This window comes from Vibrio sp. 10N.222.46.A1 (assembly GCF_041473595.1).
Taxonomy (GTDB): Bacteria; Pseudomonadota; Gammaproteobacteria; order Enterobacterales; family Vibrionaceae; genus Vibrio; species Vibrio tasmaniensis_A.
The window spans coordinates 929-1,553 of sequence record NZ_JBFRSN010001209.1 but is presented as its reverse complement, the minus strand read 5'-3'; the positions used below and the strand labels follow the sequence as shown (position 1 = coordinate 1,553).

1 protein-coding gene is annotated in these 625 nt (G+C 38.6%); it reads left to right on the top strand.

What is annotated here, in order from left to right; genetic code table 11:
- Window positions 1-201: 201 nt before the first annotated feature.
- Window positions 202-625, top strand: a 424-nt coding sequence (locus tag AB4496_RS25250; RefSeq protein ID WP_372132572.1) for a class I SAM-dependent methyltransferase, incomplete at its 3' end; no start/stop codon positions are given.

The following is a 625-nucleotide window of genomic DNA, read 5'->3' as shown; positions in this document are numbered from 1 at the left end:
ATTGTAGTCAGTAGTTTATAGCGAGTTACTAACTTCTGAAGTATAACTTTACCATCTGGGTCTACGGCATGAAGATTAAAGCGGTTTTTAGTTAGGGCGATACCTTTAAGTATCGTTCTAATAACAAATTTAAGTCGACTGTGTAGTGGTAGCGTTGTCAGCTACTTAATTGGGTGCTCACTGGCAAAGGGGATGTGAACAATGGAAGAATTGATAGCCCAATATACGGGTGCAAACGAAGATGAAAGGCTAACTCGGCAATATATTGCTCAGTTAGAGTTTGATACTACGATACATAAACTCACACCTTATTTACTTAAAGGAAAATCAGTATGTGAGTTAGGAGCAGCAACGGGGCGCTATTCCTTACATTTTGCAAAATTAGGTTGTGATGTTACAGCAGTAGAACTTGCGCCTGACCAAGTGAAGATTTTAAATACTAAAGTAAAATCTGAAGGTCTTGAGTTAAAAGTGTTTGAGGGTAATGCTTGTGATGTGTCATTTATCGAAAGTAGCTCTCAAGACGTTTGTGTAATTCTTGGGCCTTTGTACCACCTAAAAACTCTGCATGAAAGAGAGCTTGCGGTTAATGAAGCACTAAGGATTTTAAAGCCAAATGGTGTAC